The organism is Pseudomonas sp. URMO17WK12:I7, from assembly GCF_003269045.1.
GTDB lineage: Bacteria > Pseudomonadota > Gammaproteobacteria > Pseudomonadales > Pseudomonadaceae > Aquipseudomonas > Aquipseudomonas putida_J.
Map to the genome: position 1 here is coordinate 279042 of NZ_QLTL01000003.1, position 25119 is coordinate 304160.

26 protein-coding genes and 2 pseudogenes are annotated in these 25119 nt (G+C 63.7%); 17 read left to right on the plus strand and 11 right to left on the minus strand.

Features of this window, described 5'->3' with window-relative positions; genetic code table 11:
- The first annotated feature begins 103 nt into the window (after positions 1–103).
- Positions 104–886 (plus strand): AraC family transcriptional regulator, encoded by a 783-nt coding sequence (locus tag H040_RS05485; protein ID WP_027918640.1) that lies wholly within the window; start codon positions 104–106, stop codon positions 884–886.
- On the opposite strand, the gene H040_RS05490 is transcribed toward H040_RS05485, so the two are convergent.
- The gene (locus H040_RS05490) at positions 874–1761 is read right to left on the minus strand and encodes a LysR family transcriptional regulator (RefSeq protein WP_027918641.1); all 888 of its coding nucleotides are present in this window, start codon (positions 1759–1761) and stop codon (positions 874–876) included. The genes H040_RS05485 and H040_RS05490 overlap by 13 nt on opposite strands.
- 140 nt (positions 1762–1901) lie before the next feature.
- On the opposite strand from H040_RS05490, the gene moaB reads away from it, so the two are divergent.
- Complete coding sequence (moaB, locus tag H040_RS05495; RefSeq protein ID WP_027918642.1) at positions 1902–2441, plus strand: molybdenum cofactor biosynthesis protein B; 540 nt, start codon at positions 1902–1904, stop codon at positions 2439–2441.
- Positions 2442–2562: 121 nt separating this feature from the next.
- On the opposite strand, the gene H040_RS05500 is transcribed toward moaB, so the two are convergent.
- Both H040_RS05500 and moaA read right to left on the minus strand, forming a co-directional pair.
- A complete protein-coding gene (locus H040_RS05500) occupies positions 2563–3462 on the minus strand; it encodes a bestrophin family protein (RefSeq protein WP_027918643.1) in 900 nt (299 codons plus the stop codon).
- A 20-nt stretch (positions 3463–3482) separates the two neighbouring features.
- Positions 3483–4487 carry a GTP 3',8-cyclase MoaA gene (gene moaA / locus H040_RS05505; RefSeq protein WP_027918644.1) on the minus strand — a complete coding sequence of 335 codons (1005 nt, stop codon included), beginning with the start codon at positions 4485–4487 and terminating at the stop codon, positions 3483–3485.
- A gap of 353 nt (positions 4488–4840) precedes the next feature.
- Between moaA and H040_RS05510 the strand changes: the two genes are divergently transcribed.
- Positions 4841–7171 carry an FdhF/YdeP family oxidoreductase gene (locus H040_RS05510; protein WP_027918645.1) on the plus strand — a complete coding sequence of 777 codons (2331 nt, stop codon included), beginning with the start codon at positions 4841–4843 and terminating at the stop codon, positions 7169–7171.
- Positions 7172–7290: 119 nt separating this feature from the next.
- Here the strand turns inward: H040_RS05510 and H040_RS05515 are convergent, their stop codons facing one another.
- Positions 7291–7749 (minus strand): Lrp/AsnC family transcriptional regulator, encoded by a 459-nt coding sequence (locus H040_RS05515; RefSeq protein ID WP_027918646.1) that lies wholly within the window; start codon positions 7747–7749, stop codon positions 7291–7293.
- A gap of 125 nt (positions 7750–7874) precedes the next feature.
- Here H040_RS05515 and H040_RS05520 point away from each other — a divergent pair, with 125 nt between their 5' ends.
- Positions 7875–9059: a trans-sulfuration enzyme family protein gene (locus H040_RS05520; RefSeq protein WP_027918647.1), complete on the plus strand. Its 1185-nt coding sequence runs from the start codon at positions 7875–7877 to the stop codon at positions 9057–9059.
- Positions 9060–9164: 105 nt separating this feature from the next.
- Here the strand turns inward: H040_RS05520 and H040_RS05525 are convergent, their stop codons facing one another.
- Positions 9165–9401 (minus strand): YdcH family protein, encoded by a 237-nt coding sequence (locus tag H040_RS05525; RefSeq protein WP_027918648.1) that lies wholly within the window; start codon positions 9399–9401, stop codon positions 9165–9167.
- 117 nt (positions 9402–9518) lie between these two features.
- On the opposite strand from H040_RS05525, the gene H040_RS05530 reads away from it, so the two are divergent.
- The 5 genes from H040_RS05530 (at position 9519) to H040_RS05550 (ending at position 14136) form a co-directional block, all read left to right on the plus strand.
- A complete protein-coding gene (locus H040_RS05530; RefSeq protein ID WP_027918649.1) occupies positions 9519–9884 on the plus strand; it encodes a 5-carboxymethyl-2-hydroxymuconate Delta-isomerase in 366 nt (121 codons plus the stop codon).
- A 166-nt stretch (positions 9885–10050) separates the two neighbouring features.
- On the plus strand, positions 10051–11688 hold the full coding sequence (locus H040_RS05535; RefSeq protein WP_027918650.1) for a phosphoethanolamine transferase: 1638 nt from the start codon (positions 10051–10053) through the stop codon (positions 11686–11688).
- An 89-nt stretch (positions 11689–11777) separates the two neighbouring features.
- Entirely contained in the window at positions 11778–12911 is a 1134-nt protein-coding gene (gene rnd / locus H040_RS05540) for a ribonuclease D (RefSeq protein ID WP_027918651.1), read from the plus strand.
- Positions 12908–13201 (plus strand): YcgL domain-containing protein, encoded by a 294-nt coding sequence (locus tag H040_RS05545; RefSeq protein WP_027918652.1) that lies wholly within the window; start codon positions 12908–12910, stop codon positions 13199–13201. The genes rnd and H040_RS05545 overlap by 4 nt, the downstream gene beginning before the upstream one ends.
- Before the next feature lie 2 nt (positions 13202–13203).
- Positions 13204–14136: a D-2-hydroxyacid dehydrogenase gene (locus H040_RS05550; RefSeq protein ID WP_027918653.1), complete on the plus strand. Its 933-nt coding sequence runs from the start codon at positions 13204–13206 to the stop codon at positions 14134–14136.
- Between the two features lie 67 nt (positions 14137–14203).
- Here the strand turns inward: H040_RS05550 and H040_RS05555 are convergent, their stop codons facing one another.
- Positions 14204–14797, minus strand: coding sequence for a nitroreductase family protein (locus H040_RS05555; RefSeq protein WP_027918654.1), 594 nt, complete (start codon positions 14795–14797; stop codon positions 14204–14206).
- Between the two features lie 145 nt (positions 14798–14942).
- Here H040_RS05555 and H040_RS05560 point away from each other — a divergent pair, with 145 nt between their 5' ends.
- Positions 14943–15392: a YcgN family cysteine cluster protein gene (locus H040_RS05560; protein ID WP_027918655.1), complete on the plus strand. Its 450-nt coding sequence runs from the start codon at positions 14943–14945 to the stop codon at positions 15390–15392.
- Between the two features lie 45 nt (positions 15393–15437).
- Positions 15438–16646, plus strand: coding sequence for a hypothetical protein (locus tag H040_RS05565; protein ID WP_027918656.1), 1209 nt, complete (start codon positions 15438–15440; stop codon positions 16644–16646).
- Between the two features lie 122 nt (positions 16647–16768).
- On the opposite strand, the gene H040_RS05570 is transcribed toward H040_RS05565, so the two are convergent.
- Entirely contained in the window at positions 16769–17110 is a 342-nt protein-coding gene (locus tag H040_RS05570; protein ID WP_027918657.1) for a DUF2892 domain-containing protein, read from the minus strand.
- A gap of 349 nt (positions 17111–17459) precedes the next feature.
- Between H040_RS05570 and H040_RS28035 the strand changes: the two are divergent.
- Positions 17460–17606, plus strand: a pseudogene (locus H040_RS28035) (hypothetical protein); the annotation flags it as partial.
- Positions 17569–18085 (plus strand): annotated as a pseudogene (locus tag H040_RS05575) (aldehyde dehydrogenase family protein); the annotation flags it as partial. The pseudogenes H040_RS28035 and H040_RS05575, both read left to right, overlap by 38 nt.
- Positions 18086–18272: 187 nt before the next feature.
- On the opposite strand, the gene H040_RS05580 reads toward H040_RS05575, so the two are convergent.
- Both H040_RS05580 and H040_RS05585 read right to left on the minus strand, forming a co-directional pair.
- The gene (locus H040_RS05580; protein ID WP_027918659.1) at positions 18273–18743 is read right to left on the minus strand and encodes an RNA methyltransferase; all 471 of its coding nucleotides are present in this window, start codon (positions 18741–18743) and stop codon (positions 18273–18275) included.
- 86 nt (positions 18744–18829) lie between these two features.
- A complete protein-coding gene (locus H040_RS05585; protein ID WP_027918660.1) occupies positions 18830–19201 on the minus strand; it encodes a YajD family HNH nuclease in 372 nt (123 codons plus the stop codon).
- A 132-nt stretch (positions 19202–19333) separates the two neighbouring features.
- Between H040_RS05585 and H040_RS05590 the strand changes: the two genes are divergently transcribed.
- A complete protein-coding gene (locus tag H040_RS05590; RefSeq protein ID WP_027918661.1) occupies positions 19334–19612 on the plus strand; it encodes a hypothetical protein in 279 nt (92 codons plus the stop codon).
- 269 nt (positions 19613–19881) lie between these two features.
- Here the strand turns inward: H040_RS05590 and H040_RS05595 are convergent, their stop codons facing one another.
- Positions 19882–21924, minus strand: coding sequence for a S9 family peptidase (locus tag H040_RS05595; protein WP_027918662.1), 2043 nt, complete (start codon positions 21922–21924; stop codon positions 19882–19884).
- Positions 21925–22016: 92 nt separating this feature from the next.
- Here H040_RS05595 and H040_RS05600 point away from each other — a divergent pair, with 92 nt between their 5' ends.
- The 3 genes from H040_RS05600 to H040_RS05610 are packed head-to-tail and all read left to right on the plus strand — an operon-like array spanning position 22017 to position 23839.
- On the plus strand, positions 22017–22517 hold the full coding sequence (locus tag H040_RS05600) for a hypothetical protein (RefSeq protein WP_027918663.1): 501 nt from the start codon (positions 22017–22019) through the stop codon (positions 22515–22517).
- 14 nt (positions 22518–22531) lie between these two features.
- On the plus strand, positions 22532–23305 hold the full coding sequence (locus H040_RS05605) for a class II glutamine amidotransferase (RefSeq protein WP_027918664.1): 774 nt from the start codon (positions 22532–22534) through the stop codon (positions 23303–23305).
- 9 nt (positions 23306–23314) lie between these two features.
- Positions 23315–23839, plus strand: a complete 525-nt coding sequence (locus H040_RS05610) for a DUF2937 family protein (RefSeq protein WP_027918665.1) — start codon at positions 23315–23317, stop codon at positions 23837–23839.
- 273 nt (positions 23840–24112) lie between these two features.
- Here the strand turns inward: H040_RS05610 and H040_RS05615 are convergent, their stop codons facing one another.
- Positions 24113–25027, minus strand: a complete 915-nt coding sequence (locus H040_RS05615) for a LysR family transcriptional regulator (protein ID WP_027918666.1) — start codon at positions 25025–25027, stop codon at positions 24113–24115.
- Positions 25028–25119 lie beyond the last annotated feature (92 nt).

Genomic DNA, 25119 nt, shown 5'->3' on the forward strand with positions numbered 1-25119 from the left:
AACCCGCTCCTACAGGTACAGCACTGCTTTCGAGACGTGTGATATTTCTGTGGGAGCGGGTTTACCCGCGAAGAGTTCGGCAAAGCCGGTAGAGAACCTGAAGATGACCGATAACCCCTTGGCAACCCTTTACCAGTCCCTCGACCAGCACCGTCCGGCCACCCTGGAGGCCTTGCTGGGCGGTGTCTCGCTGCTGCTGCCGATCCTCGACGCCATCCCCAACGCCGCGATCTTCATCAAGGACCCGGCCGCCCGCTATGTGCTGGCCAACAACACCCTGGTCCAGCGCTGTGGCCTCAAGCGCCTGCAACCGCTGCTGGGCAAGACCAGCGCCGAAGTGTTCCCGGCGCAACTGGGCCCCGGCTACACCGAGCAGGACCGCCGCGTGCTCAAGGATGGCCTGGTACTGGAAGACCAGCTCGAACTGCACCTGTACGGCAGCCGTGAGCCGGGCTGGTGCCTGACCCACAAGCGCCCGTTGTACAACCCCGAGGGTGAGATCATTGGCCTGGTGGGCATCTCCGTCGACCTGCAGTCAGCCGCCGACACCCACCCCGCCTATCAGCGCCTGGCTGCCGTGGACGAGCATATCCGCCGCCATTTTCACCAGCCGGTCAGCATGAGTGAACTGACCCGCATCGCCGGCATTTCCGTGGCGCAGCTGGAGCGTTACTGCAAGCGGGTGTTCCACCTCACGCCGCGGCAGATGATCCACAAGGCACGCCTGGAGCACGCCCATCGGCTGCTGCATTCTGATTTGCCGATCACCGAAGTGGCGCTGCGCTGCGGTTACACCGACCACAGCGCGTTCAGCCGCCAGTTCAAGCAATTGACCGGCTTCACGCCCCGGCAGTACCGCCAGGCGACGGCGGATCAGGCCGGTTGAAACAGCAGCCTGGCTTCGTCGAAGCACTGCTCGGCAATGGCCGAGCGCGGTTCGCTGCGGCGCAGCAGCAGGCCGACCGGGCTGTGGATGCTGGCGTCGGCGATGGGGATGATGCGCATGTGCTCGCTGAGGTCTTCCAGGCCGCAGCCCAGCGGCATGATCGCGCAGCACACGCCGGTGTTGATGGCCTGCACCAGCTGGAAGGTCGAGTCGCTTTCCAGCACGGCATTGGGTTCCAGGCCGCGGCTACGGAAGCTCAGGTCCAGTGACTGGCGGTAGTGCATGCCCTTGCTCAGCAAGCCCAGGGGAATATCGCCGAGTTCGTCCCAGCGCAGGCTGTCGGCGTCGAACTGGAAGTGCTGGGTGTCGAACAGCAGGCCCATGGTGGTGGTGCCCAGTTCGATCACTTCGAAGAAGTTGGCGTTGACCTGGTCGAGGTAGCAGATGCCCAGGTCGAGCTGGTTGCGGCTCAGGCCATCCATGATCTGCTCGGTGCTGTGCGAGCTGAGCTGAAACTGCAGCTCGGGATATTTCTCGCGCAGCGGCAGCAGCAGGTGCATGGGGTTGAAGCTGGCCAGCGGCACGGTGCCCAGGCGCAAGCTGCCGACCACCTGGCCACGGCAGCTGGCGGCCTCGGCCTGCAGGCCATCATGGGCGGCGAGCAAGGTGCGGGCCCAGGCCAGGATGCGCTCGCCAGCCTCGGTGAAGCCCTCGAAGCGCTGGCCGCGCTTGACCAGCACCAGGTCCAGTTCGTCTTCCAGGTTGCGCAGGCGCATGGACAGGGTCGGCTGGGTGATATGGCACAGCGCCGCGGCCTGGCCGAAGTGGCGGGTCTGGTCGAGGGCGATGAGGAACTTGAGCTGCTTGATGTCCATGGAAGTGCCTGGAGTCTGGTTGTGCAGACCTTAACCCACGTCTGCGATAGATGTCATTGATCGGCCGGTTCGCCCTTTCGATTGGACGCCTGTCGGGCTTGCCTCTAGCGTGACGACAATGCCATTCAAGGAGCTTCACCGTGCGCGTCCAACCCGATGCGGTTTTCGTACCGCTGAACATCGCCGTGCTGACCGTCAGCGACACCCGTACCTACGACAACGACACCTCCGGCGAGCTGCTGGCCAGCCGCTCGGTGGAAGTTGGCCATCGCCTGGTGGCGCGGGCGCTGCTCAAGGACGACCTGTACAAGATCCGCGCCCAGGTGGCGACCTGGATCGCCGATGACGACGTGCAGGTGGTGCTGATCACCGGCGGTACCGGCTTTACCGGGCGTGACAGCACGCCGGAGGCAGTGCAGTGCCTGCTGGAGCGCAGCGTCGATGGCTTTGGCGAACTGTTCCGCGCCTTGTCCATTCTCGATATCGGCAGCTCGACCGTGCAGAGCAGGGCACTGGCGGGGATTTCCAACGGCACCCTGGTGTGCTGCCTGCCCGGCTCGACCGGTGCTTGCCGCACTGCCTGGGAAGGCATTCTGGTGGAACAGCTGGATGCGCGGCATCGGCCCTGTAATTTCGTCAAGCATCTGAAGCCCATCGAAGCCTGCGAAAGCCGCGGTTAGCCTGCACTGGCCTTTCGCGGGTAAACCCGCTCCCACAGGAATTGCGCCCAACCTGAGGCCTGTGCTGTACCTGGGGGAGCGGGTTTACCCGCGAAAGGGCCAGTACAGAAAAAGCCATTCGTCAGTTCAATACAAAGTCCACCGGCAGCAACACCGGTGGCAGCGGCTCCACTCCCAGGGCCCCCAGCACATCCCGTTCCACCGTGCGCACCATCGCATCCATCGGCAGGTCGTTCTCATCCCGCCCGAACGGATCCTCCAGCTCGTTGCCGATCGCATCCAGGCCGAAGAAGGTGTAACCGACTATGGTGGTGAACAGCGGTGCCAGCCAGCCCAATGGCTCGGCCAGGGCAAATGGCAGCAGCAGGCAGAAGATGTAGATGGTGCGGTGCAGCAGCAGCGTGTAGGGGAACGGCAATGGCGAGCCTTTGATCCGCTCGCAGGTGGCCTGCACCTCGGTCAGCCCGGCCAGGCGCTGTTCCAGCAGGGTATAGCGCCATTCGCTGATCTGCCCGTGTTCTGCCAGCTGTGAACAGCGCGTACCGATAGTGCGCAGGATGCCATCGCACACGTTGTGCGCGGCCACCGGGGCAGTGCCATCCAGCCAGGGGCGGGTGGCGTCCACTTCGCTTTCGTTGCGCAGCCGCGCATTCAACCCATGGGCAAACCCGCACAGGCTGCGCAACAGCTCGGCGCGTAGCTTCTCGTCGGCGATCACCCCGCTTTCACGCACGAACGAGCGGGTCTCGATGATCAGCTTGCCCCAGGCCTTGCGGCCCTCCCACCAGCGGTCGTAGCAGGCGTTGTTGCGAAAGCTCATGAAGATCGACAGCGACAGGCCAAGCAGGGTGAACGGCGTGGCGCTGACCGGATAGAAGAATGCCGGGAAATGCCGCTCGACCAGTACGATCAGCGCGGCCAGCAAGGTGACCATCAGGCAGCGCAGGGCAATGCGCTTGACGATCGACCCCTTGAGGGTGAACAGCACGCGCAGCACATCGGGTCGGGGGTGGACGATCATGGAAATCCAGAGGCGGCCGTTCAGCCGCCGGTCATGTTCATGAAGCGCAGGATCTGCACCTCGCCGCCGACTTCGAAATGGTGGCGGTAGGGCTTGAGGTGCAGCGAGTCGCGGATGGCCTTCTCCAGCCTTGCAGCATCGCCTGGGTGGGCGCGCAGTACCTGCTTGAGGTCCATCGAGTGTTCGTTGCCCAGGCACAGCAGCAAGCGGCCCTCGACCGTCAGGCGCACGCGGTTGCAGGTGGCGCAGAAGTTGTGGCTGTGCGGCGAGATGAAGCCGACGCGGGTGTGCGCGGCTTCGGCCAGGCGCCAGTAGCGCGCCGGGCCCTGGGAGGATTCGGTGGATTCGATCAGGGTGAAGTGCTCGGCCAGGCGCTGGCGCACTTCGTCGCTGGAGCAGAAGGACTCGCCGCGCTCATGCTCGCTGATCACCCCCAGCGGCATCTCTTCGATGAAGGTGATGTCCAGCTCACGCTCGATGGCGAAGCGCACCAGGTCGACCAGTTCGTGGTCGTTGCGGCCCTTGAGCACCACGCAGTTGAGCTTGGTGCGCGTGAAGCCGGCCTGGCGTGCAGCATCGATGCCGGCGATTACCTGGTCAAGTTCGCCGGTGCGGGTGAGCTGCTTGAAGCGCCCGGCATCAAGGCTGTCGAGGCTGATGTTCAGGCGCGTGACGCCGGCGTCGAAAAGGGGCTGGGCCAGGCGCCCGAGCTGCGAGCCATTGCTGGTCATGCACAGTTCGCGCAGGCCGGGCAGGGCGGCGATGCGCCCGCACAGGTCGACGATGCCCTGGCGCACCAGTGGCTCGCCGCCGGTCAGGCGGATCTTGCGGGTGCCGAGGGCGACGAAGCGCTCGGCTACCTGGAACAGTTCTTCGAGGCTGAGGATCTGCTGGCGCGGCAGGAACTGCATGTCTTCGGCCATGCAGTACACGCAACGGAAGTCGCAGCGGTCTGTGACCGACATCCGCAGGTAGTCGATTTTCCGGTTGAAGCCGTCGATCAGGGCCCGGCTGTTCTGTTCCACGTTGGCGCTCGAAAGGAAATGGGGGCTACAGGATCCAAGCTATCGCCTGTGGGCAGCCCCGTCAAATTGCTTTCCCCGACCGATTCATCAATGCCCTCTATCACGGCTACAGGCCTTGCATTTCAAGGGGTGGATCGCGTCGCGGCCTTCGCGGGCAAGCCCGCTGCCACAGGGGAATAACAGGGGCCGAGGGCAGTGGTGTGCCAGTGGGAGCGGGATTGCCCGTGAAAGCCGCGATGCGGTCTGAGGCCATGATCGAAATGGCCTATCAAGGGGTAAGACATTTCGATTGGACGGCACTATCACGGGGTCCATAGGCTGGAAAAAAGCACCGAAGCGTGAGGATGCATCGCATGAGCCAGGACCAACACATCAGGGACTACAAAGGCCCCGCCGCTGGCTGGGGCGCGCTGAAAAGCGTGACCAAGAGCTGGCTGGGCAGCGACAACGCCTTCAAGAACCTGCGGGCGATGCTCAAGACCAACCAGAACGGTGGTTTCGACTGCCCGGGCTGCGCCTGGGGCGAATCGCCGGAAAGCGACATGGTCAAGTTTTGCGAGAACGGTGCCAAGGCGGTGAACTGGGAGGCCACCGGCCGCTCGGTGGACCCGGCGTTCTTCGCCAGGTACAGCGTCAGCGCGCTGCTCGACCAGACCGACTACTGGCTAGAATACCAAGGCCGTTTGACCCACCCGATGCGTTACGACGCGGCCACCGACCATTATGTCGAAACCACCTGGCAAGAAGCCTTCGAGCTGGTCGCCCAGCACCTGCGCGCGCTGGATTCGCCTGACCAGGCCGAGTTCTACACCTCGGGCCGGGCCAGCAACGAGGCGGCGTTCCTCTACCAGCTGTTCGTCCGCGCCTACGGCACCAACAACTTCCCCGACTGCTCGAACATGTGCCACGAAGCCAGCGGCACCGGTATGTCGGAAACCCTCGGGGTGGGCAAGGGCACCGTGGTGTTCCACGACCTGGAGCTGGCCGATGCGATCTTCGTCATCGGCCAGAACCCTGGCACCAACCACCCGCGTATGCTCGAACCACTGCGCGAGGCGGTCAAGCGGGGTGCCCAGGTGGTGTGCTTCAACCCGCTCAAGGAGCGTGGCCTGGAACGTTTCCAGCACCCGCAGCACCCGTTCGAAATGCTCAGCAACGGCTCCGAGCCGACCACCAGCGCCTACTTCCGACCGGCCCTGGGCGGCGACATGGCGGCCATGCGCGGTATCGCCAAGTTCCTCTTGCAGTGGGAGCGTGAGGCCCAGGCCAAGGGCGAGCCGGCGGTGTTCGACCATGCCTTCATCGCCGAGCACACCAGTGGTGTCGATGATTACCTGGCGGCGGTGGATGCCACGTCGTGGGACCACATCGTCAAGCAGTCGGGCCTGACCCTGGCCGAGATCGAACTGGCTGCGCGCATGTATCGCAAGGCCGAGCGGGTGATCATGTGCTGGGCCATGGGGGTCACCCAGCATCGTCATTCGGTGCCGACCGTGCAGGAAATCGTCAACTTGCAGCTGCTGCGCGGCAACGTCGGCAAACCCGGTGCCGGCCTGTCGCCGGTGCGTGGCCACAGTAACGTGCAGGGTGACCGCACCATGGGCATCGACGAGAAGCCCAAGGCAGCGCTGCTCGATGCCATCGAAAAACGCTTCAAGTTCCAGGTGCCGCGTGCCCACGGGCACAATGCGGTGCTGGCGATCAAAGCCATGGAAGAGGGCCAGGCCAAGGTGTTCATCGCCCTGGGCGGCAACTTCGCCCAAGCCACGCCGGATACCCCGCGCACCCACGCGGCGCTGCGCAACTGTGCGCTGACGGTGCAGATTTCCACCAAGCTCAACCGCTCGCACCTGGTTACCGGCCGCGATGCGCTGATTCTGCCGTGCCTGGGGCGTACCGAGATCGACATGCAGGCCGAAGGGCCGCAAGGCGTGACCGTGGAAGATACGTTCAGCATGGTACATATCTCTAATGGCCAGCTGCGCCCGCGTTCGCCGCATATGCGCTCGGAGCCGTGGATCATCGCCGGCATGGCCAAGGCCACGTTGGGCAACCAGCCGATCGACTGGGAATACGCGGTCGCCAACTACAATCGCATTCGTAGCATGATCGCCGACGTTATCCCGGGCTTTGCCAATTTCAACGAGCGCTTGCAGCACCCCGGTGGCTTCCACCTGGGCAACAACGCGGCCGATCGCAACTTCCGCACGGCCACCGGCAAGGCGCGATTCATGCCTCACTCGCTGCCTGAAGAGCTGGTCAATGCCAAGGTGCTGGCGCGGGGCGACAAGCCGGACCTGATCCTGCAGACCATGCGCTCGCACGATCAGTACAACACCACGCTGTACGGGCTCGATGACCGTTATCGTGGGGTATTCGGCCTGCGCGAGGTGGTGTTCGTCAGTGAGGCGGACATCCGCCGCCTGGGCTTCGAGCCGGGCGAGCAGGTGGACCTGGTGTCGCTGTGGGAAGATGGCGTGGAACGGCGTGTGTCGGGCTTCCGCCTGGTGCCCTATGACATTCCGGATGGCCAGGCAGCGGCGTATTACCCGGAAACCAACCCGCTGGTGCCGCTGGAGAGTTATGGCGAAGGGACTTACACGCCGACTTCCAAGTTCATCGCGATCAAGCTGGAGAAGGCCAAGGCCGGGAACCGGATCGAGGCGGTGCTGGCGTCTGACTAACTTGGATTTGCCAGGGGCCGCTTTGCGGCCCTTTCGCGACACAAGGCCGCTCCTACAGGAAATCGCGTTCCCCTGTAGGAGCGGCCTTGTGTCGCGAAAGGGCTGCAAGGCAGCCCCGGCTATCTATGCACTGGAAAGGCCGTGGTGTATTTCATCTGCTCCATGGCAAAACTGGAGGTGATGTTCGACAGCCCCTCGGTGCTGTTGATCAGCTTCTTGTAGAAGCGGTCATACGCGGCGATATCACCGACCACCACCCGCAGCATGTAGTCCCAGTCCCCGGACATCCGGTAGAACTCCATCACCTCCTCGAACCCCTTGACCGTCATCGCGAACTGCTCCAGCCAGGCGCTGTCGTGGCGCTGGGTCTTGAGCTGGACGAACACGGTCAGCCCCAGCCCCAGGCGCTCGGGGTCGAGCAGGGCGACACGGCCGAGGATGTAGCCTTCTTCCTCCAGGCGCTTGACCCGCTTCCAGCATGGCGTGGTCGACAGGTTGACCGCTTCGGCCAGGTCCTTGAGCGAGATCGAGGCGTCGCGTTGCAGCAGGGTGAGGATGTGTTGGTCGAAACTGTCCATGGCAGGGGCAAACCATCGAGAAAAATTTTCCCCAGATTACCCCAGGGCTAGGAAAATTTCCTGTACGGGCCTGGCATTGCCGCCGCGTCAGGTTGTTGCCATAGTTGCAGGCTTGAATCCTGCCAATGGGCCCGACCATGTCCGACAAGCCGCGTAATTTCGCCACCCGTGCCATCCACGCCGGCGAGCAGTCCAGTGTTGCCGATAACGCCATCTTCCCGCCCATCTACACCGCCAGTTCCTATATCAAGCGTAGCCTCGACGATAACCCCGAATATGCCTATAGCCGTGTTGGCAACCCCACTCGGCATGCCTATGAAAGCTGTGTTGCCGCGCTGGAGGAGGGTGTTGGTGCGGTGGCCTGTGCCTCGGGTGTGAATGCCACCGCCACGGTGCTGGAACTACTGCCCAAGGACGCCCACGTGGTGGTGATGAATGGCGTTTACGGCGGCACCTTCCGCATCCTCGAAGACTACCGCGGGCGCACATCGGGCCTGACCACTACTTATGTCGACCTCAATGACATCGAGGCGGTGGCAGCGGCGATCAAGCCCGAGACCCAGCTGATCTGGATCGAGTCACCGACCAACCCGCTGCTGCACCTTGTGGATATCAAGGCGGTCTGCGACCTGGCCCGTGCCCGCGGCATCCTCACCTGTATCGACAACACGTTCTGCTCGCCGTGGAACCAGCGGCCGATCACCCTGGGCGTGGACCTGGTGATGCACTCGGCGAGCAAGTACATCGGCGGCCATTCCGATCTCACTGGGGGCGTTGTGGTCGCAGCCAACGACCAACTGCTGGCGCGGCTGCGCAAGATCAGCATGGCGGTCGGGGCGATCCAGGGGCCGTTCGACTGCTACCTGGCATTGCGCGGGCTGAAGACCCTGGATGTGCGCATGGAGCGCCAGTGCGCCAACGCGCTGCAGGTGGCGCGCTTCCTCGAGGGTCACCCGCAGGTCGAGCAGGTATATTACCCGGGCTTGGAAAGCCATCCGCAACATGCGTTGTGCAAGCGCCAGATGCGTGCAGGTGGGGCAGTGGTGGCGATGAAGGTCAAGGGTGCCGACCGCGCAGCGCTCAACCGCCTGGTCGAGGCCTTGCAGATCTTCGTGCTGGCCGACTCGCTGGGCGGGGTGGAGAGCATGATCAACCACTCCTGGAGCATGTCGCACAACTCGTTGAGCCCGGCGCAGAAGGGCGAGATGGGGATCAGCGAGAACCTGCTGCGGCTGTCGGTGGGGATCGAGGATTACCGCGACCTGATCGAAGACCTGGATGGCGCGTTGAAGGCTTCGGCTGCGGTGTAAGGGCTGCTGGCCCTTTCGCGGCTGAAGCCGCTCCTACAGGTTATGCGCAGATCCTGTAGGAGCGGCTTTAGCCGCGAAGAGGCCGGTAAATTCAATTAAGGGTTGTCAGGCCTTGGGCGGATGGATGATCCGCTCGATCTTGTCCTTGAGCAGCAGCCTTTCCTTGCGCAGGCGGTTGACCGCCTCGTCGTTGGTGCCATTGGCCTCGGCGGCCAGCACTTCCTTGTCCTTGGTGTTGTATTCCTTGTGCAGCTTGTGAAGGTCCTGATCCTTGTCAATGAGTGCCTGGAATGCGTCAGCGGTAATGTGCAGGTCAGCGAGCAGATCATGCGGAACGGGCATTTCTTCACCTCTGTCAGGGTTGTCGGTAAGGTCCTGACCTTTGAGGATAGCCGCCTTTGCGCAGGTGGGGGACTGGGGTAGGCTGTCGCATTCCTTCCCGTGCCTGGAACCTGCGCCATGCCTCACCTGAACCTGGAATACAGCGACAACCTGCGCGCGCTGAATGTCGATGTGCTTCTGCTGCGCCTGAACCATGCCCTGGTCGGCAGTGGCCAGTTTGCCGATGAGGCCGACATCAAAAGCCGGGCTGAGGCCTTCAGGCATTACCGGGTGGGTACCGCTCCGGGTGAGCGGGCCTTCGCCCATGTGCGCCTGGCGATACTCAGTGGCCGCTCGCCGGAGGTGAAGCAGCAGTTGTCCGGCAGCTTGCTCGAAGTATTGCGCGAAGCCATCCCGGCTCAGGCCGGCGTGGACATCCAGCTGTGTGTCGAGGTGCTCGACATTGACCGCGAACCCTATGCCAAGCTGCGTCTGCCTGGCTGAACGAGCGCTGAATGACATTAATTTAATGAAAAAAAAGGCATCGGCTTACGAAATTGTTACCGTCTTTTTCACGAAAAATTGATGGTGCGCTTTCTAGAGTTTCGCGACTTTCCCACAGTGCCATAAAGGCCTGAGGGTTGATAATGACTCTTGATTGCGAATGCCGATGCTCAACTTCAAATCCCTGCGGACTGAATGGGTCACGCTGTTGGCCAGCGTTTACCTGCTGGTTGGTCTCAACATATACCTCTGGGAGCACCTGCAAGAGGTGGTACCCGCAGGGCTTTCAGGGCTTTGGCTGAGCCTGGCGTTCGCCGTGCTGATACTGTTCGCGTTCAACCTGGTATTGACGCTGTTCGCCTTCCGTTATGTATTGAAGCCGCTCTTGATCGTGTTGTTCTTGAGTGGCGCAAGTGCCGCTTACTTCATGAACCAGTACGGCGTACTTATTGATGCCGGCATGTTCCGTAACATGGCCGAGACCAATGTTACGGAAGTGCGCGATCTGATGTCGTTCAAGTTCGCCGCGTATATTCTGTTGCTCGGCGTATTGCCCTCGATAGTGCTGTGGAAAGCGCAGATCGCCTACCGCCCGTGGCACCGCGAATTGCTGGGCAAGCTGGTGGTCAGCGGTGCCTGCGTGGTGGCCTTGGGCTCGGTGGCACTGATCAACTATCAAGGGCTGTCGTCGCTGTTTCGCAACCATCACGAACTGCGCCTGATGCTCACCCCGAGCAATGTCGTCGGCGCGACCATCGGTTACGTCAACGAGCGCGTCGGTACTGCAGCGCGGCCGTTCCAGAGTTATGGCGAAGATGCCAAGCGCGATGTGGCCTGGCAGAAGCACGCGCGCAAGTCGCTGACCGTGCTGGTGGTGGGTGAAAGTGCGCGGGCCGATCACTTCGGCGTGCTGGGCTATGACCGCGATACCACCCCGAACCTTGCCAGGCAACAGGGCTTGCTGAGCTTCTCCGATGTGCATTCCTGCGGTACCGAAACCGCCGTCTCGGTGCCCTGCATGTTCTCTGGCATGAAACGCAAGGAATACGACGCCCGTGTGGCGAAGAACCGCGAAGGGCTGCTGGACATCCTCCAGCGTGCCGGCCTGGCCGTGCAGTGGCGCGACAACCAGTCGGGCTGCAAGGGCACCTGCGACCGCGTGCAGTTCATCGACGTCAGCAACCTCAAAGTCCCGCAGCTGTGCGCCAACGGCGAATGCCATGACGAAATCCTGTTGCAAGGCCTGGGCGAGCTGATCGACAACCTCGACAAGGACACCGTGCTGGTGCTGCACCAGATGGGCAGCCACGGCCCCGAGTACTTCAAGCGCTACCCCAAAGACGGCGAGCGCTTCACCCCGGTGTGCCAGAGCAACGCGCTGAACCAGTGCAGCGAGCAGGAAATCATCAACGGCTACGACAACACCCTGGCCTACACTGACAAGGTGTTGTCCTCGCTGATCGATACCCTGCGCAGCAAGCAGGACAAGGTCGACACCGCAATGATCTACCTGTCGGACCATGGCGAGTCGCTGGGCGAGTACAACCTGTTCCTGCACGGCACCCCGTATGCCATTGCCCCGGAACAACAGAAGCATGTGCCGTTGCTGACCTGGTTCTCCGACAGCTACAAGGAGGACTTCGGCCTCGACACCGACTGCCTGGCCAAGCTCAGCGATGCACCGCTGTCGCAGGACAACCTGTTCCACTCGATGCTGGGCCTGCTGCAGGTGCGCACCGAGCTCTACCAGCAGTCGCTGGACATGTTTGCCAGCTGCCGGCCGTGGTTGACCGCCCAGCGCTGAGGCCGTTCATCTAAACCAGGGATGGCGCAGGTTTCACCAGCAGGGCCCGCGCCGTATATACTGCGCGCCAATGTTTGTGGGAGAGCCTTGTGGCCATCGAAATTCACTGGATCCGTGACGACCAGACCCTGGCCGAACAATGCCGCAAGTGGCGCGAACTGCCCTTCGTGGCGCTCGACACCGAATTCATGCGGGTCGACACCTTCTACCCGAAAGCCGGCCTGGTCCAGGTCGGTGACGGGCAGCGGGCTTTCCTCATCGATCCGTTGCTGATCGGCGACTGGCAGCCGCTGGGCGAACTGCTCGACGACAGCAGCGTGGTCAAGGTGCTGCACGCCTGCAGCGAAGACCTTGAAGTGCTGCTGCGCCTGACCGGCAAGCTGCCGCAACCGTTGTTCGACACCCAGCTGGCGGCCGGCTACCTGAACCTCGGTTTCTCCATGGGTTACTCGCGCCTGGTGCAGGAAGTGCTGGGCATCGAGCTGCCCAAGGGCGAAACCCGCTCTGACTGGTTGCAGCGCCCGCTGTCTGAAACCCAGGTCAGCTACGCTGCCGAAGATGCCGTGCACCTGGCCGAGCTGTTCGCTGCCCTGCAGCCACGCCTGTCCGGCGACAAGTACGCCTGGGTGCTGGACGATGGCGCCGAGCTGGTGGCTGCGCTTCGCCGTGAGGTCGAACCCCAGACCCTGTATCGCGACGTGAAGCTCGCCTGGAAGCTGAGCCGCCAGCAACTGGCGGTGCTGCGCGAGCTGTGCGCCTGGCGCGAGCGTGAAGCGCGCAGCCGCGACGTGCCGCGCAATCGCATCCTCAAGGAACACTCGCTTTGGCCCATGGCCAAGAGCCAGCCAGACAACCTTTCGGCCCTGGCCAAGATCGAAGAAATGCACCCGCGCACCATCCGGCAGGACGGCGCCTACCTGCTCGAGCTGATCAAGCGCGCCGGCAACCTGCCGCCCGAGCAATGGCCACAGCCGCTGCCTGAGCCGCTGCCGATCGAGGCCGCCGGTATCCTCAAGCGCCTGCGCGCCATCGGCCAGGCCGAAGGCGAGCGCCTGGGGATCGCCCCCGAGCTGATGCTGCGCAAGAAAGCCCTGGAAGCCCTGCTCAAGAGCGGCTACCCCAATGGCCCCTACCAACTGCCCGATTCGCTGCGCGGCTGGCGCCGTGAGCGGATGGGCCAGGCCCTGCTGGACGACCTTGCAGGCGCCGGAGACAAGCAATGAAACGTATCTGCTCGATCTACAAGAGCCCACGCAAGAACGAAATGTACCTCTACGTACTCAAGGCCGAAGGCCTGGAACGCGTGCCAGAGGCGCTGCTGCCATTCTTTGGCAAGCCTGTGCACGCCTTCGACCTGGTGTTGACCCCCGAGCGCCAGCTGGCCCGCGAAGACATCACCAAGGTGCTGGAAAACCTCGAGAGCCAGGGCTATCACCTGCAGATGCCGCCTGCCGAGGACGAGTACATCGAGCACTTGCCCGAAGAGCTGCTGCGCCGTAACGACCCGGTCTGATCATGCGCGTACTGATCGCTGAGCATGATCATGCTCGATACGCCGAGTTATTGTGCCAAGCCGTGCCTGAAGTGGAAATCCTGACCAGCGACGACTCCGCCGAACTGGCCCGCCAGGCGCCGCAGTGCCCGGTCTGGCTGGGCCAGCCGGATTTGCTGGCGAGCCTGCTGCGCCAAGGCCACAAGCCGGCGTGGATGCAATCGACCTGGGCCGGCATCACGCCGTTGCTGGCCGAGGGCCTGCCGCGTGATTACCGCCTGACCCGCGCCGTGGGCATCTTCGGCCAGGTGATGGCCGAGTACATGCTGACCTACATGCTTGGCCACGAGCGCGAAGTGCTGTCGCGCCTGGTCAGCCAGGTCGAGCGACGCTGGGATGACCGCCCGGGGCGCACCCTGGAGGGGCGCAAGGTGCTGATCGTCGGCACCGGCGATATCGGCCAGCGCGTGGCGGAGTTTCTCGTGCCGTTTGGGGTGACCCTCTACGGTATCGCCAGCAGTGCCCGCGAGCAGGCGCCGTTCGTCGAGGTTGCCGGGCTTGCGGATTTGCCGCGCATGGTCGGGCAGGTGGACTACGTGCTCAACCTGCTGCCGGATACGCCGGCAACCCATGACCTGTATGACGCCGCACTGTTCCAGTGCTTCCAGCCCACAGCGCTGTTCATCAATGCCGGACGCGGCGCAGCGGTGGTCGATGCCGACCTGGTCGAGGCGTTGAAGGAAGGGCACCTGGCCGGAGCGGTGATCGACGTGTGCCGGCAGGAACCGCTGCCGCAACGGCATCCGTTCTGGACTGCCTGGGGGTTGTTGCTGACCGGCCACAGTTCGGCGCCGACCTCGCCGGCGGCGATGGTGCGTTTGTTTGCCGAGAATGTGCGGGCGTATGCAGAGGGGCAGGGGTTGCGCGGGGAAGTCGACTTCGCCCGGGGCTACTGACTTCTTGGCCTGTACTGGCCTCTTCGCGGGCTTGCCCGCGAAGGCGCCAGTCCAATCAACACAAGGATTACAGGCTGAAATCACCCTCAGCTGCCAACTCGCTCAGCGGCCGGCGCGGGCTCGGCAATTCGCGCGCCTGCAGCGCTTCGTCCAGGCTTGCCTTGTCGCCCAGCTTGCCGATCGCCACCATGGCATGCAGCTCATAGCCTTCAGGAATCTTCAGCGCCTGGCGCGCCAATGCCTGGTCGAACCCGGCCATGCCATGGGTGTGCCAGCCGCTGATGCTGGCCTGCAGCGCCAGGTGGCCCCAAGCGGAACCGGTATCGAAGGTGTGCCACAGTGCCGGCTTTTCTTCGCTGGCACCTGGCGCGGCGAAGGTGGTCTTGGAAATGATCAGCACCAGCGCCGACGCCTGCTGTGCCCAGCTGCGGTTGAACGGCACCAGCAGGCTCAGGTAGCGTTCCCAGTTCGGCGTGTCGCGGCGTGCATAAAGGAAGCGCCAAGGCTGAGAGTTGTAGGCCGATGGCGCCCAGCGTGCCGCTTCGAGGAAGCTCAGCAAGGTATCTTCGCTGATCGGTTCGGCGGTGAAGGCGCGCGGCGACCAGCGGTTGATGAACTGCTCGTTGATGGCGTAATCGGCAATGCGGGGGGTGGCGCTCATGGTGGCTCCTGCAAGTGGATGGCAAAGCACGCACGCTACTGCGTCCGCCTGGCACTGACAAGCGGTCTGGCGTTGCCGAAGGCCAGGCTCTAGACTGGCGCCGCCGCGCGCCGCGGCCTGAAGATGAATGCAGGAAACCCGTGTGATGATCGCTGACAGCGCGCCGTTCTGGCGGCGCAAGACCCTCGAACAACTCAGCCCGCAAGAGTGGGAGTCGCTGTGTGACGGCTGTGGCCTGTGTTGCCTGCAAAAGCTCGAGGACGAAGACGACAACAGCGTCTATTACACGCGCATCGCCTGCAAGCTGCTCGACCTCGATACCTGCCAGTGCAGTGACTACCCCAACCGCTTCGCCCATGTGCCGGACTGCATCCAGCTCACCCCGGGCAAGGCCGACCAGTTCAAATGGTTGCCTGGTACCTGTGGTTACCGCCTGGTCAGCGAGGGCAAGGACCTGCCAGAGTGGCACCATCTGGTCTGCGGTGACCGCAAGCAGGTGCATGAACAGCGCATATCGCAATCGGGGCGTATGCTCAGTGAACATGATGTGGATGAAGACGACTGGGAAGACCACTTGATTTTCCGCGCCAGCTGAAGGGCGCACGCACCCTGTCGCCTCTGAGGAACAAGGAGTTTCGCCATGCGTTGCCAGTTGTTGTTGCTCCTCGGGCTGGTGGCCTGTTCGCCGGCCTGGGCGAAAAAAGTCGACCTCGATTACCAGGTGCGTCTGCTGCCTGCCAATGGCCAGGCCGAAGTGCGCCTGACCCTGGCTGAAGGCAGTGCCGTGCGCAGCCTGGATTTCGACTTGGGCAAGGCTGGCGCCTACAGTGGCTTCCAGGCCGATGGCCAGTGGCAGCAGCAGGGCGAGCGTGGGGTATGGCACCCGGCGACGGGCAAGACCAGCCTCAGCTACCGGGTAAAGCTGGACCAGAAGCTGCGCAGCGGCGCCTACTCCACGCGCATCACCTCGCATTGGGCGCTGTTCCTCGGCGATCAGCTGGTGCCGCCTGCGCGCCTCGACCAGCAGGACGGTACCGAGCTGGTGGCGCGCCTGACCGTCGACTTGCCAGAAGGCTGGAAGAGCATCGAAACGGCCTGGCCACGCATCGGCAAGGACAAGTTCCGTATCGACAACGTGTCCCGCCTGTTCGACCGCCCGACCGGCTGGATGCTGGCGGGCGACCTTGGCAGCCGCCGTGCCCGCCTGGGCGAGACCGAGGTGACCGTGGCCGCGCCAGTGGGGCAGGGCATGCGGCGGATGGACAGCCTGACCCTGCTGACCTTCGTCTGGCCGCAGCTGCAGGCGGTGTTCCCGCGCAACCCGGCCAAGCTGCTGCTGGTTGGCGCCCGCGATGGCATGTGGCGCGGGGCGACGGCGGCCGATGGTTCGATCTACCTGCATAGCAGCCGGCCGATGGTCAGCGAGCGTGGCAGCAGCCCGCTGCTGCGCGAGCTGGTCCAGCTGTTTGCGCAGATTCGTGTGCGAGACAACAGCGACTGGCTGGGCCAGGGCCTGACCGAATACTACGCCACCGAGCTGTTGCGCCGTGCCGGAGGCATCAGCGACGACCGTTACGAGGTATGGCAGGCTCGCTTGCAGAAGCAGGGCGGTAAGGTCACCCAACTGCGTGCCGAGCACGCAAGCCCCGCGCAAGTGGCCCGTGGGGTGATGTTGCTGCAGGCGCTGGACAAGGAAATCCGCATCCATACCCAGGCCAAGCGCTCGCTGGACGACGTCACCCGGGCACTGATGCGCCTGCCCAGCGTGAGCACCGAAGAGTTCGTGCAGATCAGCGAAAACGTGCTGGGGCGTCGCTCCGACGTCCTGCAGAGCAAGGCCCTGCGCTAGCCTGCACTGGCCTCTTCGCGGGTAAACCCGCTCCCACAGTGACCCCAACAGTTCTTGAAATCTGTTGTGAACCTGTGGGAGCGGGTTTACCCGCGAAGAGGCCGGCACAAGCATCACAAGACTCAGCTGCCAGTCAACGGATCTTTCCCGGTCACGGTTACCCCACGGGTAGCCGCCTCGGCACTCGCCCTGAGCACCTCAAGCTCCGCCGCACTGCGCTGTATATCCGAGCGCAAGCGCTGATACTCCTGCCGATGCCTCAGCCACCAGGCCTTGGTCGAACAATGCCCGCTGACCCCACGGGCCACCGCCAGGCCGCCCACCACCATCTGCAACAGCCCGATCAGGCCGCCGTGGCGCAGCCCCTTGCTGAACATCAGTGCACCGCCGGCCAGTGAGCCGGCGCGTTCCAGGCCATGGACATTGTGCTCCCGCGACCCCGCGGCGGAATGGATATCGAGCATGGCAAGCCCTCCTTGTGGAATGTAAGCAAGTGACCCGACCACGGCAGCCAGCGTTCATTCGCCGTGCCGGGCGGTCGCGAAGGCTCTGCCATGGGCCTTGCGTGCGTATCGATGTCTGGTCCGGTCAATTGCTGGGTGGATACGGGCAACTGAAGCTTGCTCATGCAGGATTAACTGGTCCCCGCGCGAAGCTCATCCACGCTGGGTTTCGATCCAGGAGCTTCACGTCCCCCTCCACAAAAGAACAACAGCAGGGATCAGGATGACCATGACAAGCGCGAGTGGCGCCGGCAATCTGCAGGCGCAAGGCTTCAAGCGCGGCACGCAACATCGCGGATCGTTCAAGGGCATCACCGAAACGATCACGAAGATCGACAGCGTGGCGCGCGGTTGGCCTCCAGACGCGCTGCGTCGCCGGATCCTCAGCATGGAACTGGCCCCGGGCGCGGTGGTGGACGAACTTGAAGGACTGGAAGCTGGGCGATCCGCTCGGCCCGGGAAAACCGCCTGGAAGCGATGGTCAGCAAGTCGCACTTCGAGAAGGTGAAGTCGTATCTGGAATACGCTGCCGAGCAGAAACTCAGCATCGTTCAGGGGGGCGAGACCGAGGAAGGTGTGTTCGTGCAGCCGACCATCGTCGACAACGTTGGCCGCGACAACAAATTGTTCGTCGAGGAAATCGTTGGGCCGGTGCTGCGCGTGACCCGCTTCGAAATCCTGGATGAGGCCATCGAGTTGGCCAACGACACCGTTTGCGGCCTGGCCGCTTCGGCTTACACCGGCAGCCTGCGCAATGCGCTGCGCCTGTCGCGTGAAATCCGTGCGGGCGTGGTGACGGTCAACTGCTTCGGTGAAGGTGATGTGACGACGCCGTTCGGTGGCTACAAGGAGTCTGGCTTCGGTGGGCGCGACAAGTCCATCTGGGCCCACGACCAGTACACGGAGCTGAAGACCATCTGGATCAACGCTTCGTGACCTGAGCAAGACCGGTGCTGTTCTGACGGAGCTCAGCACCAGCCGGCCGTCTTGCGATGGCAGGGCCGGCCTCTTCGCGGGTAAACCCGCTCCCACAGGAACTGCACAAGCCTTGAAGTCTGTGAGTTCCCTGTGGGAGCGGGTTTACCCGCGAAGAGGCCGGCCCTGCCAACGCAAGGCGGCCTTTTTATTTGAATTTGGGCCCAGATCGGGTATTCAAGCCCTTGGCCATGCGGTCATACAGCACCACGTTCACCGTCGCTGCCAGGTTCATGCAGCCTTCGGTGGGGATGTAGATGGTCTCTTCGCACCACCCGCGCACTGCCTCGCTCAACGAGCCATCCTCAGGCCCAAAGATATAGATCGCCCGGTCCGGGTGGGTGTATTCCGGCAGCGGCCGTGCACCGTCCACCAGCTCCACCGCCACCGGCGTGCAGCCCAGGGGAATGATGCGCTGCAGGTCGTCGATGCCGATCAGCGGTATGTCGTAGTGCACCCGCTTGGTGTCGGTGACGAAGTCACGTGCGCGCTCGTAGCGCTTGCCGGTGTAGAACACCGAGTTGACGCCGTAGCAACCCGCTGCGCGCATCACCGAACCGACGTTCTCCGCAGACTTGGGGTTGAACAGGCCGATGCAGCTGTACCGTTTGTTTGCCACGTGCCGGGGCCCTTCTCGAAAAAAGAGCGCGATTATACGGGCTTGCCGGCAGCAGCGGGGTTTTGCACCGACAGGAGTCGTGACGGTCAGTCTTTTTTCAGCATGCCCGCCAGCCCGGCGAACGGGTTGTGGGTGGCCTTGGCGATGCTCGGGGTGCTGGTCGAGCCTTCGCTGAAGTACTGCTGGTCGGTGTAGCGCGAGTGTTCGTTGTCGTGGCAGTACAGGCACAGCAGCTCCCAGTTGGAGCCGTCCTGCGGGTTGTTGTCGTGGTTATGGTCACGGTGGTGCACGGTCAGCTCGCTCAGGCGCTTGCCGGCGAACTCGCGGGCGCAGCGGCCGCACACGTGCGGGTACATTCTCAGGGCTTTGTCGCGGTAGCCCATCTCCTTGTCGCGCTTGGCGTCGGCGAGGATGCGGTCGAGGCGGGCGGTGGCGGCGGAGGTGGAAGCCGAACTCATGGTGTTTCCTTTGTTCTGATCAGGCAGGTGACGGTTATGCCCTTGAGTCTAGCGCGCTTGCGGGGCAGGCGGACAGGCGAAAACTCGAATATCGGCGTAGCCTGTACAGAGGTTCCCGACAGGAGGTTGCTGATGTTCCACGCGATCCTCGCCGCGCTGCTTGTCGCCGCCATGCCCCTGGCTGAAGCGGCGAGCACGCCACCCCGGCTCAGTACCCCGGTGCCTGGTGCACCCGGCACGCCGACGCCCACGCCTTACCCGCAGATTACCCCGAGCACGCCACCCAAGGCCTACGACAGCACGCCGGGCGCGCCACTGTTGCCGCCGATGCCGGTGCCAGGCCCGCCCAAGGATCAGGACTTGCCTGGTTTGCGCCAGGAGCTGCCGAAACCGCCTGCGCAAGATGATTAGAGAGAGTTCTGCGCCAGTGAGATCGAGCGCCGCCCGCGCGGCGCATCGTGGATAAATCCGCTCCCGCATGTGTTGCAACGTGACCACGCCTGTGAGGCCATGTCTGTCAGCCGGTTTACACGGCTCAAGTCACGCGCCAAGTCGGGCAACCATGGCATAACAGGTTCGGCACGATGCAACAAATGCAGGAGCGGATTTATCCACGATGCGCCGCGCGGGCGGCGCTCGATCTCACAGGCGCAGAACACTCAACGGCGAACTTCGGAAACTCACTTCACCCCCAACTCGCCAAACACAAACGCATATTCCAGCGCCACATCACGCAACCCCTGGTAACGGCCGCTCATCCCGCCATGCCCAGCCCCCATCTCGGTCTTGAGCAGCAGCAGGTTGTCGTCGGTCTTGCGGGTACGCAGACGCGCCACCCACTTGGCCGCCTCCCAGTACTGCACCCGGCTGTCGTTGTAGCCGGCCACCACCAGCATGGCCGGGTAGGCCTGGGCGCTGACGTTCTCGTAAGGTGCATAGGCCTTGATGCGTGCGTACACCTCAGGTTCTTCGGGGTTGCCCCATTCGTCATATTCGGTGACGGTCAACGGCAGCTCGGGGTCGAGCATGGTGTTGAGCACGTCGACGAACGGTACCTCGGCGATGGCACAGCGGAACAGCTCCGGGCGCAGGTTGAGCACCGCGCCCATCAGCAGGCCGCCGGCGCTACCGCCGCTGATGGCCAGGCGATCCGGTGCAGTCACACCCTGGGCGATCAGGTGTTCGGCGCAGTCAATGAAGTCGCTGAAGGTGTTGTGCTTGTGTTCCTGCTTGCCGGCGCGGTACCAGGCCTCACCCAGCTCGCCGCCGCCGCGCACATGGGCGATGGCGAAAGCCACGCCGCGCTGCAGCAGGCTCAGGCGGGCGTGGGAGAACCACGGGTCGAGGCTTTCACCGTAGGCGCCGTAACCATACAGGTAGAGCGGCACGGTCTTGTCTTGGTCTTCGCGGCGGCGCACCAGGCTGATCGGCACTTGGGTGCCGTCCGCCGCGGTGGCCCACAGGCGCTGGCTGACGTAGTCGTCGGCGTCGAACTGGCCGAGCACCGGAGTCTGCTTGAGGACTTCCTGGGCACCCGTGGCCAGCTCCAGCTGGCGCACTTGGGCCGGGCGGTTGAGCGCTTCGTAGCGCAGGCGCACACGGCGGCTGGCGAACTCCAGGCTGTCCTGCACGTACAGGCTATAGGCCGCATCGGGCAATTCGACCCGGTAGGGGGCCAACCCTTGCGGGCGTACTTCGATGATCGGCAGGCCGCCTTCACGCAGGCTCAGGGTCAGCGCGTCGGCATTCAGGCTCAGGCCTTCGAGCATGATGTCGTCGCGGTGCGGCACCAACACCTGCCACTGGTCGCGGCTGGGTAGCGGGGCGACCGGTGCATGGTAGAGGGCAAAGTTGATGCCCTCCTGGTTGCTGCGGATGAACCAGCGCCATTGGCCATCGAGCTGGCCGTGATCAGGGAAGTACTCGTGGCCTTCGACCCGTGGCGCCAGGCAGGTGAACGCCGCCTGTGGTGTTTCGGCGTCGAGCACCCAGGCTTCGCTGGTGGTCTTGCTGTTGAGCAGCAACACCAGCTGGCGTTCGGAGCTGGTGCGGTAGCAGTGCAGGAAGAAACGGCCGTCAGGCTCTTCGAACACGGTGCTGGCGTCAGCCGCGCCGAGGGTGTGGCGGCGCAAGCGCCAGGGGCGGTGGGTATCGTCCAGCTCGGCGAAGAACAGCGTCTGGCTGTCGTTGGCCCAGGTCATGCTGCCATCGCAGTCGTCAAAGGGCAGGGCGGTCAGGTTGCCGCTGGTCAGGTCCTTGACGTACAGGGTGTAGATTTCGTCGCCGCTGGTGTCGAGGCTGTAGGCCAGCAGGCGGTGGTCGGGGCTGACATTGAACGTGCCCAGCGACAGGAAGCCGCCGTTGGCCAGGGCGTTGGGGTCGAGCAGCAGTTGTTCCTGGCTTTCATCGACCGTGTTGGAATCGTCCGCCGGGCGGGGGCAGCGGTAGTGACGCGGGTATTCGTCACCTGCGGTGGTGCGGGTGTAGTACAGGTACGGGCCCCAGGGCGAGGGCAGCGACAGGTCGGTTTCCAGGATGCGGCCCTTGATCTCTTCGAACAGCTGCTCGCGCAGCGCTGCCTGGTCGGCGAGGCAGGCCTCCTGGTAGGCGTTTTCCGCCTGCAGGTAATCGAGCACTTCCTGGGTGTCGCGCTGTTGCAGCCAGGCATAGGGATCGGTGGCCTGGTCCTGGCGGGCAATGGGGGGCTGGGGCTTGGTTGGCATCGGGGATCTCTTGACCGGGACAGGGAGACGCTGTTTGCGCCCTGAAAAGTGTTTATCATAGGCATCTCTTTGCCTGGCTTGCACGAACCACCATGATCGAGAATGACTACACCTTCGCCTGGGGCCTCTACGCTGTCGCCGCGCTGGGCTGCCTGCTGGTGGGCTTCAAGCTCACCGGCTGGATGTGGCGCTGGCTGCGTGAACCACTGCGGGTGATCCTGGCGGTGCTGCTGCTGACGCCGACCATCGTCGACCCGGGCAAGGACATCTTCGCCCCGGCGATCGCCATCACTGCCCTGGACCTTGCCTTCAAGGTCGGCAACAACGCCTGGCGGGCGATTTCCGATTTTGCCATGTACGGCATGATCGCCTTCGTCTTGTACATCGTCTTCGTGCTGATCCGCTGGCCGCTGGAAAAGCGCGCCCGCGAGCGCCGCGCGCAGGCTGAAGCCGCCGCCGAGCGCCGCGTGGCCGAGGACAATGCAGTCACGGCCGGCGCACCAATGGCTGCCGAGCGCCATGACCGTTACCGCGACGACCCGCCACCTGCCGCGCCCAGCGGCGGCCGTGGCCGGGTCGAACCACGCCTGTAAGCGGAGACACCCCCATGTGCGAACTGCTGGGCATGAGTGCCAACGTCCCCACCGACATCGTTTTCAGCTTTACCGGCCTGATGCAGCGTGGCGGGCGCACCGGCCCGCACCGTGACGGCTGGGGCATCGGCTTCTACGAGGGGCGTGGCCTGCGCCTGTTCCAGGACCCGGCCGCAAGCAGCGAGTCGGAAGTCGCCAACCTGGTGCAGCGCTATCCGATCAAGAGCGAAGTGGTGATCGGTCATATACGCCAGGCCAACGTCGGCCGCGTGTGCCTGTCCAACACGCACCCGTTCGTCCGCGAAATGTGGGGCCGCAACTGGTGTTTCGCGCACAACGGCCAGCTTGGCGAGTTCAAGGGTGAAGCGACCTTCTATCGCCCGGTGGGCGATACCGACAGCGAAGCGGCCTTCTGCGATCTGCTCAACCGCATCCGCGCGGCCTTCCCGGAGCCGGTCGAGGTTGAGCAGCTGCTGCCAGTGCTGGTCGAAGCCTGTGCCGAGTATCGCGGCAAGGGCGTGTTCAACTGCCTGCTCAGCGATGGCGACTGGCTGTTCTGCTTCTGCTCGACCAAGCTGGTACACATTACCCGGCGTGCGCCATTTGGCGCAGCTCGGTTGAAGGATGTAGACCTGATCGTCGATTTTCACACCGAAACCACGCCTAATGATGTGGTCACGGTAATCGCCACCGAAGCCTTGACCGAGAACGAGACCTGGCGGCGCTACGAGCCCGGCCAATGGGCCCTGTGGCGGCACGGAGAGTGCGTTTCGCAAGGCCAGAGCTAAGGACGCTGCATGTTCAGAAGTTACCTGCGGTTGCTGCTGTTCACCTTCGGCCTGCTGGCCGGTATCCAGGTGCCTGGGCTGGTCAAGGACTACAGCCAGCGGGTCGAGGCGCACCTGTTCGAATCGCGCCAGGCGCTGGATGGTTTCAAACAGACCGCCGAGCGCTTCTTCAAGGGTGATCTGCAGGCCCTGGTGCGGCATTACCGGGACAGTGACGACCCGGTGTTCCTCAGCGATGCCAACAGCATCGAGAGCCTGCTGATTCGCAATCAGTTGCTGGAAAACGAGTGGCTGGCGCTGCAAGGGTCCTGGCTGAGCCGGACTTGGCATGTGCTGGTGCAACCGGATGCGCAGCTGCGCGAAGAGACACTCAAGGGCTACAGTTATCAGATTGTGCTGGTGCCTGAGGCGATTGGCTGGGGCGTCGGGGCAGGGTTTGTGCTGGCTTTCGTGGTCGAGAGCCTGTTGCTCGGGATTGGCTGGGTGATCCTTGGCGGGCGGCGGCGTGGGGCAGTGAAAGAGAGCTGGCGCTGAGGGCTTGCCTCAAATCTTGCGGCGCCTGGGAAATCGAGCGCCGCCCGCGCGGCGCATCGCGGATAAATCCGCTCCTACATTTGTTGCAACGTGCCGAACCTGTTACGCCATGGTTGTCAGCCTTGGCGCATGACTTGAGCGCTACGAACAGGCTGACAACCATGGCCTGACAGGCATGGCCACGTTGCAACAAATGCAGGAGCGGATTTATCCGCGATGCGCCGCGTGGGCGGCGCTCGATCCCACAGGCGCAGAAAACCTTACGGCGAACATCTACGAAACCAGCACTATCCGCTGCCCCCCGACATCCCGCGCATACCGCTCCAGCACCTGCCGGCACACGCCGACCACCTCATCCACCAACGCCACCCCTGTCTGCCAGGCCACCACCAGCTCCAGGCTCGGTGGCGGCTGCAAGCCTTCCAGCAACACCAGCTCACCGCGGCTCAACTCCGCATCCACCAACGCCGGTGGCAAGGCGCCAACCCCGAAGCCATCGCGCAGCAGCCGGGTGATGGCCGCCACCGAGTTCACGCAGTTCAGTCGCGGCGCCTCGGCGCCGGCGCCCTGCAACAGGCTGAGTACCTCCTGGTGCGGCCGCGAGTTCTTCGAGAAGGTAACAATCCGCTCGCGCCCCAGTTCGGCCAGCGAGGCGAAGTCACGGTGGTACACGGAACCCGCCGCCACTACCCAACCCATCGGGTAGCGCGCCAGGTCCTGGCTGCGGATCGATTGTTCGCGCAGCAGGTCGGTCTGCAGGATCACGTCCAGGAAGCCCTTCTGCAACTGCTCGCGCAGGTTCAGCGCGGTGTCGGCGACCAGTTCGATTTCCACCTGCGGGTAGCGCTCTGTCAGTTCTGCAACCAACGCGCTCATCCAGGTGTGGATCACCGTGTCCATCACGCCGACGCGAATGCGCCCGACCTTGGCCCGGTCGCTATCCAGCGACTGCTTCATGGCCTTGGCCGTGTCGAGCATGCGCTCGGCGTACTCCAGCACTTTGCTGCCCTCTGGTGTCAGGCTGACGCCGCGGGAGTCGCGCAGCAGCAGTTTCACCCCAAGGTCGGCCTCCAGCGCGGCAATGCGGCTGGACACCGAGGCCTGGGTGGTGAACAGCTTGTCTGCGGTCAGGCGGAAGCTCTTGAGCCGGGCGACCCAGACGAAGGTTTCGAGGAAGCGAAGGTTCATGATCAGTTTTTCTTGTTCCAGACCGGCGGTTTTTCTCGTTGGACTCAGGCGGCACAGCCTCTGAACATGACGCCCAGGCCGCGACGCCCGAC